The sequence below is a fragment of the Mycobacterium sp. genome (assembly GCF_044342925.1).
GTDB lineage: Bacteria > Actinomycetota > Actinomycetes > Mycobacteriales > Mycobacteriaceae > Mycobacterium.
In genome coordinates, this window is record NZ_JBIIOV010000015.1 from 24066 (window position 1) to 31236 (window position 7171).

Consider the following 7171-nt stretch of genomic DNA (forward strand, 5'->3'; position numbering starts at 1 on the left):
TTCGATCCAATGGTCGTCCTTGTCGGGTGCCTTCGGTAGTGCGATGAAGCCGTGACGGTACCGTCGCGCGATGAACGCGCCGTGAAGATTTCCAGGCCTTCCGACGAACATTGCCGCGAGCGGGACACTCGCATCTGAGTTGACGGTGAACCGACGGGCCGCGTATCACCGTCGGCAACCTTGCCGACACCCATCGTCGGGAACCTTGGGTCGTGCGATAGTCGCCGAGTCATTTCTGCCCAGCGTCAACGATGTTGCCGGTTCGGTGCGTCGAATCCTGGAGCATCTGGGCCGCAATGGACACGAAGCACTTGTGGCCGCGCCAGAGAATCGTCGCGTTTCATCACTGGCCTCGAGCGTGGCACGACCCGGAATGCTCAGGCTGCTGAGGAATTTCGACCCGCATGTGGTTCACCTTGCCTCAGTGGATCGAAGTTGGCCGAGAATCGGTGATCAGCTTCTCGACCACTATGCCGCGGTTCGGGCACCCAGTCGGCGGCACATTCAAACCCTGCGAGCAGCCTGACCGCGTACCTACAGCGCTAACCCCCACTCCCGCAACGCGTCCACGAGCCCGGTCGGCCGCTCGGCGGTCGGCAGCGGGTCCACCAACGCGAAGGAGCACCCCAATTCGGCAGCCGCACCGTCGTTCTCGTCGCTGTCGCCCACCATCAGTGTCTCCGCGGCGTTCACCCCCAGCCGGTCGAGGGCGATCTGGAAGATTCGAGGGTCCGGTTTCATCACACCGGCTTCGAAGGACAGCACGTAGTCGTCGGCGCCCGTTCCCGCGGCGTCGAACGCCTCGCGGATGTCCCAGGCGATGTTGGACACCACCGACGTCGGAATCCCGTCGGCGCGCAGACCGTCGAGCACCTGGACGGTGTCCGGGTAGGGCGTCCACGAGGCCGGGTCGATGACTCGTTCGTACAGGGCTGCGGCGTGCCGGTCGGAAAGGCCCGAGACCGACAGCACATGCAGGTACGCCTCGCGGTGCAGGTGCGGCTTCAGATCTCGGTTGAGCCATGCCTCGTACGCCCGCTCGGTCATCTGAACGCCGGGCCCGGTCGGGTGGGTGAGACGATCCATCAGCTCGGCCTGCACCGCTTCGTCGACACCGTCCATATCGGCGAACCAGCTGTCGTCCTCGTCGAGGCGGAACAGCGTCCCGGAGAAGTCGAACAGCACCGCACGTAACTCAGGCCCGGCTTGATATTGGCTTCCTCCCCGGCCTCGTCCCTCGGCCGAATCGTCAGCCAATGTGCCGCTCCGTCCCGACCCAGAACCGCGCCCGAACGGTCTTCTTATCCGGCTTGCCCAGTGCGGTCACCGGAACCGACTCGACCACGATCACCTGCTTGGGTGACTGCACCGATCCCTTGCGTTCCTTGACCGCCGCCTGGATCTCCGTCGTCACTGCCGCGATCGCCGCGTCGTCGGTGGGATGACCGGGCCGCAGCACGATCACCGCGGTCACCGCCTCGCCCCACTTCTCGTCGGGTGTGCCGATCACGCACACCTGCGCGACGGCCGGGTGTTCGGCGACCACGTCCTCGACCTCCCGGGGAAAGACGTTGAACCCGCCGGTGACGATCATGTCCTTGACCCGGTCGACGATGTAGTAGAAGCCGTCCGAGTCCTCGCGGGCCATGTCGCCGGTGTGTAGCCAGCCGTCGCGGAACGTCTCGGCGGTGGCCTCCGGGAGGTTCCAGTAGCCGCCGGCCAGCAGCGGACCCGACACACAGATCTCGCCCACTTCGCCCTGTGGCACCGGGTTCCCGGCGGTGTCCAGCAATGCCACCCGGGAGAACAGCGTCGGCCGCCCGCAGGAGGTCAGCCGCTGGGCGTCGTGGTCGCCCTTGGCCAGGTAGGTGATGACCATGGGAGCCTCGGACTGCCCGTAGTACTGCGCGAAGATCGGCCCGAACCGCTCGATCGCCTCCGCCAGCCGGACCGGGTTCATCGCCGAGGCGCCGTAGTACACCGTCTCCAGCGACGACAGGTCCCGGGTGCGCGAATCGGGGTGGTCCATCAGGGCATAGATCATCGACGGCACCAGCATGGTGGCGGTGATCCGGCGCTCCTCGATGGTGGCCAGCACCTCGGCGGGGTCGAACTTGGGCAGCACGATCATCTCGCCGCCCTTGACGATGGTCGGGGTGAAGAACGCCGCCCCGGCGTGCGAGAGCGGGGTGCACATCAGGAACCGCGGATGCTCGGGCCATTCCCACTCGGCCAACTGCGCGGTGGTCATCGTCAGAATCGACGACACCGTGCCCATCACCCCCTTGGGCTTGCCGGTGGTGCCACCGGTATAGGTCAGGCCGCCGATGTGGTCGGGCGCAAGATCGGCCGCCGCCAACGGTTTCGGCGCATATCCGGCCGCCGCGGCGATCAGGTCCACACCGACGTCGGCCAACTTCGGCGGAACCGGGCCCAGCGTCAGCACCTGCCGCAGCGAGGGCACCTTGTCCAGCAACCCGACCGCCCGCTCGACGAACATCGGATTCGGATCGACGATCAGCGACGTCGCACCGGCGTCGGCCAGCACGTAGGCGTGGTCGTCCAGCGAACCCAGCGGGTGCAGCGCGGTGCGGCGGTAGCCCTGGGTCTGCCCGGCGCCGATGATCATCAACACCTCCGGTCGGTTCAGCGACAGCAGGCCGACGGTCTCGCCGGTGCCCGCGCCGAGCGCCTCGAAGGCCTGGATGTACTGGCTGATCCGATCGGCCAGCTCACCGCCGGTCAGTGTGGTGTCCCCGAGAAACAGCACCGGGCGGTTCCGGTTGCGTTTGAGCGCGCCGACGGTGAGGTGGCCGGTGTGCACTCCACGGCGCAGCAGGTCGCTCATGAGTGACACAGTAGATCGCCTAAGGGATCTCGGTCGGTGGCCAACGATGGCGCGAGCTGATGGAACCGACCCGCGCCGCAGCCCGCGCGCTGGCGCGGGACGGGGCGGTTGAGATCACCCAGCGCGGCGTCGTGGCGACCGACGGGGATTGGCGCAGACCGATCCGCATCCGGACCGTCGCTCGCCGGAACTCGGCGTGTGGTGGGTGTCCGCGGTCAAACCCGCGCCGCCGAGGAAGTTGAACGCCGCACCCGCGGTCAAAGCGGCGTTGAACCTGCCACCGACAGCTGGCTCTCGGCCATCCACAACGTGAGCCTCATCATGGCGGTGGTGCCGGCGGTGGCGATCGTCAGTCGCCATGGTGCTGCTGCGTCCGCGGGCACGCTGACAGAGACGGGCAACCATGCCGGCTCACCGCGACTGCTCCACGCTGCGGGCCGCCGCTGTCACGGTGACGGCCCATCCGTCCAGTTTGCTGAACTGTTCGCCGTGACGGTAGACCAACTGGACATTATCGAAGCCGACAAGTCGACACCGATTTCGGTGAAATTGCTCACGGCGCGCGCTCCTGATGGCACCCTGTCCGGTATGGAGACGCTTGCCGAACCCCGATTCCTCGACGACCGCCTCGCCCACTGGGCTGAGTGCAAACCCAACGCGGATGCCATTATCTTTCTGAATCGTAAGTTCACCTGGTCGCAGTTCAACGACCGGGTGCGGCGACTGGCCGGCGCGCTGGCCGAACGCGGCATCGGCCGAGGCGATGTCGTGGCGTTCCTCGACAAGAACCACCCGGCCTGTGTGGAGACCGTCATGGCTGTGGCCAGCCTGGGCGCTGCGACGGCCGTCATCAACTTCCGGCTTGCCGGCAGTGAGATGGACTACGTCCTCAACGACTGCGGCGCCAAGGTCATCATCGTCGGCGAAGAGTTGCGGCCGGCAGTCGACGCGATCCGCGACCAGCTCAGCCACATCGAGCACATCATCAACGTCACCCCGGAGGGCGGCGACGGCGACGAGTACGAGGCCGTGCTGGCTTCGGCGACCCCGCGCGGGCGCGGCGCCGACGTCGACCCGGACGACGTCTGCGTGATCATGTACTCCTCGGGGACCACCGGAAAGCCCAAGGGAGTCCGCCTGAGCCAGGCGGCTTTGACCGCGCACAGCATCAACTCCCACCTCTTCGAGCCCTCCGACGATGACATCAGCTTGGTGGCCATGCCGCTGTTCCACGTCGGCGGCACGTCATTCATGCAGTACGGCATTCACGAAGGAATGCCGACCATCATCACCCGCGAGGCCGACGGCGCGACCCTCGGTGCCGCGATCATGGGTGGCGCCACCCGCACCTTCCTGGTGCCCGCGGTGCTGTCCAAGGTGATGGAGAGCCCGGACGCGATCAAGGTGTTCAACAAGCTGCGTACGTTCTGCTACGGCGCATCCCCGATGCCCCAGGCTCTGCTGCGCCAGGCATTGATCGATTTCCCCAACACCGAGTTCGCCCAGGTGTACGGCCTGACCGAGGTCTGCGGCGGGGTCACCCTGCTCTCGCCCGAGGCGCACCGCGACGCGGACCACCCGGAACGGCTGTCCAGCGCCGGCCAGCCCTACCGCCAGGCGGAGGTGCGGGTGGTCAACCCCGACACGCTCGAGGATGTCCCCCAGGGCCAGCCCGGCGAACTCTGGTTCCGCACACCGCAGACGATGGAGGGCTACCACAACAAGCCGGACGCCACCAACGAGGCAATCCACGACGGTTGGTTCCGTACCGGCGACATCGGCCGCGTCGATGACGGCGGTTTCGTCTTCGTCGAGGACCGGCTCAAGGACATGATCATCTCCGGCGGAGAGAACATCTACTCCGTCGAGGTGGAACGGGCGCTGACCGAACATCCTGCCGTGTCCGACGCCGCTGTGTTCGGCATCCCCGACCCGAAGTGGGGAGAAACGGTCAAGGCCGTGGTGGAGCTCTCCCCCGGTCAGGAGGCCTCCGCGGAGGATCTGATCACCTGGTGCAAAGAGCGGCTGGCCGGCTACAAGTGCCCGCGCAGCGTCGACATCATGGACGTGCTGCCCCGCAACCCCACCGGCAAGCTGCTCAAGAAGGATCTGCGTAAGCCCTACTGGGACAAGGCAGACCGCGCCATCTGATGCCGCCGGCGCTCGACGACATCCTTGAGCGCCTGCACATCGTCGCGCTGCCTATGCGGGTGCGCTTCCGTGGGATCACGGTGCGCGAAGTAGCCCTCATCGACGGGCCGGCAGGGTGGGGAGAGTTCGGCGCCTTCCTGGAGTACGAGGCCGCCGAGGCCGCGCACTGGCTGGCGTCCGGCATCGAATCCGCTTACCGCGCAAGGCCTTCGGTGCTGCGTGATCGGATACCGGTCAATGCCACTGTGCCCGCGGTGGGGGCTGAACAGGTGCCTGAAGTGCTGGCGAGGTTCCCCGGTGCCCGCACGGCCAAGGTCAAGGTGGCCGAACCGGGGCAGGCGCTGGCTGACGACGTCGCCCGGGTGAACGCCGTCCGCGCCGCCATTCCCGCTGTGCGGGTCGACGCCAACGGCGGCTGGACGGTGGACGAAGCGGTGGCCGCGGCGGCCGCGTTGACCGCCGACGGGGCGTTGGAGTACATCGAACAGCCGTGCCGGACGGTCCCGGAACTGGCTGAGGTGCGACGTCGCCTCGCGCCCCTGGGGGTCGCCGTCGCCGCGGACGAGAGCATCCGCCGGGCCGACGATCCGCTGGCGGTGGTGCGGGCCGGCGCGGCCGATATCGCGGTGCTCAAGGTGGCACCCCTGGGTGGCATCACCGCCATGCTTGCCATCGCCGCCGCCATCGACATCCCGGTGGTGGTCTCCAGTGCGCTGGACTCGGCGGTCGGCATCGCCGCCGGAGTAGCGGCCGCGGCTGCGCTGCCCGCGCTGCCGCTGGCGTGTGGCCTGGGCACCGGCGCCCTGTTCGTCGAGGACGTCGCCGACCTGCGGCCCGTCGACGGATACCTCCCCGTCTGCGCCGTCGCGCCTGAACCCGAACGGCTGAGCGCGCTGGCTGCCGCCCCGGACCGCCGCGACTGGTGGATAGCCCGGGTCCGGGAATGCCTGCCGCTGATCGCCCCGGTGTAGCCTCGCGCCGTGACCAACCTGGCCTTCGACGACACCGGCTCCGGCGACCCGGTGCTGTTCATCGCCGGCACCGGCGGCGCCGGACGCACCTGGCACATCCATCAGGTGCCGGACTTCGTGCGCGCCGGATACCGCTGTATCACCTTCGATAACCGGGGCGTCGGCGCCACCGAGAACGCCGACGGTTTCACCACCGAGCAGATGGTGGCCGACACCGTCGACATCATCGAGACGGTGATCGGCGGCCCGACCCGGGTGGTGGCCATGTCGATGGGCGCGTTCATCGCCCAGGAGCTGATGCTGGCCCGTCCGGACCTGGTCCGCCAGGCGGTGTTGATGGGTACTCGCGGTCGTGTCGACACCACGCGCATCGCGTTCCGCACCGCCGATGTCGAGCTTGCTGAGGCCGGTGTCGAACTTCCCAACAGCTATGCCGCGAAAGTGCGCGTCCTGGAGAACTTTTCGCCGAAGACCATCAACTCTCCCGCCATCGAAGAGTGGCTGCAGATGTTCATCGCCTTCCCGCTGAAACGCACCCCCGGCTGGCGCGCTCAACTCGGCGTCGCGCCGTTGGAGAACCGGTTGCCCGCGTACCGCGCGATTCCGACCGAGGCCCTGGTGATCGGCTTCGCCGACGATGTCGTCACTCCGCCGGCGCTGGGCCGGGAGGTGGGGGAGGCCATCCCCAAGGGCCGGTACGTCCAGATCGCCCACACCGGCCACCTGGGATTCCTGGAGCGGCACGAGGCCGTCAACAAGGCCATGCTGGAATTCTTTGCCGGGCGGCTAATCTAACCGCCGGCCGCTCGTCAGCGAAAAACCTCTGTGCCACCCTATAGGGGTGAACCCTTCGACGACGCAGGCCCGGGTGGTCGTCGACGAACTCGTCCGCGGCGGCGTCCGCGACGTCGTGCTGTGCCCCGGTTCCCGTAACGCCCCGCTGGCCTTCGCCCTGGCCGACGCCGATCGGGCCGGCCGACTGCGGTTGCACGTGCGCATCGACGAGCGGACCGCCGGTTTTCTGGCGATTGGTCTGGCGCTGGGCAGCGGGCGGCCCGTTCCGATCGCGATGACATCGGGCACTGCGGTGGCCAACCTGGGCCCGGCCGTGGTCGAGGCCAACTACGCGCGGGTGCCGTTGGTCATCCTGTCCGCCAACCGGCCCTACGAGTTGCTGGGCACCGGCGCCAACCAGACCATG

General features: G+C 67.8%; 7 protein-coding genes. 5 read left to right on the plus strand and 2 right to left on the minus strand.

What is annotated here, in order from left to right:
• Window positions 1–534 precede the first annotated feature (534 nt).
• Complete coding sequence (locus ADBZ6I_RS03250) at window positions 535–1185, minus strand: HAD family hydrolase (protein WP_526380804.1); 651 nt, start codon at window positions 1183–1185, stop codon at window positions 535–537.
• Window positions 1186–1249: 64 nt separating this feature from the next.
• A complete protein-coding gene (gene fadD8 / locus ADBZ6I_RS03255) occupies window positions 1250–2848 on the minus strand; it encodes a fatty-acid--CoA ligase FadD8 (RefSeq protein ID WP_526380806.1) in 1599 nt (532 codons plus the stop codon).
• A 26-nt stretch (window positions 2849–2874) separates the two neighbouring features.
• On the opposite strand from fadD8, the gene ADBZ6I_RS03260 reads away from it, so the two are divergent.
• From ADBZ6I_RS03260 to ADBZ6I_RS03280, 5 genes are all read left to right on the plus strand, one after another.
• Entirely contained in the window at window positions 2875–3090 is a 216-nt protein-coding gene (locus ADBZ6I_RS03260) for a DUF3253 domain-containing protein (RefSeq protein WP_526380824.1), read from the plus strand.
• A 346-nt stretch (window positions 3091–3436) separates the two neighbouring features.
• Window positions 3437–4999, plus strand: coding sequence for a long-chain-fatty-acid--CoA ligase (locus ADBZ6I_RS03265; RefSeq protein WP_526380826.1), 1563 nt, complete (start codon window positions 3437–3439; stop codon window positions 4997–4999).
• Window positions 4999–5970, plus strand: coding sequence for an o-succinylbenzoate synthase (locus ADBZ6I_RS03270; protein ID WP_526380808.1), 972 nt, complete (start codon window positions 4999–5001; stop codon window positions 5968–5970). Before ADBZ6I_RS03265 ends, ADBZ6I_RS03270 begins: the two co-directional genes overlap by 1 nt.
• A 9-nt stretch (window positions 5971–5979) precedes the next feature.
• A complete protein-coding gene (locus ADBZ6I_RS03275) occupies window positions 5980–6765 on the plus strand; it encodes an alpha/beta fold hydrolase (RefSeq protein ID WP_526380810.1) in 786 nt (261 codons plus the stop codon).
• A gap of 46 nt (window positions 6766–6811) precedes the next feature.
• Window positions 6812–7171 (plus strand): thiamine pyrophosphate-binding protein (locus ADBZ6I_RS03280; protein WP_526380812.1); only part of this gene is annotated, 360 nt, incomplete at its 3' end.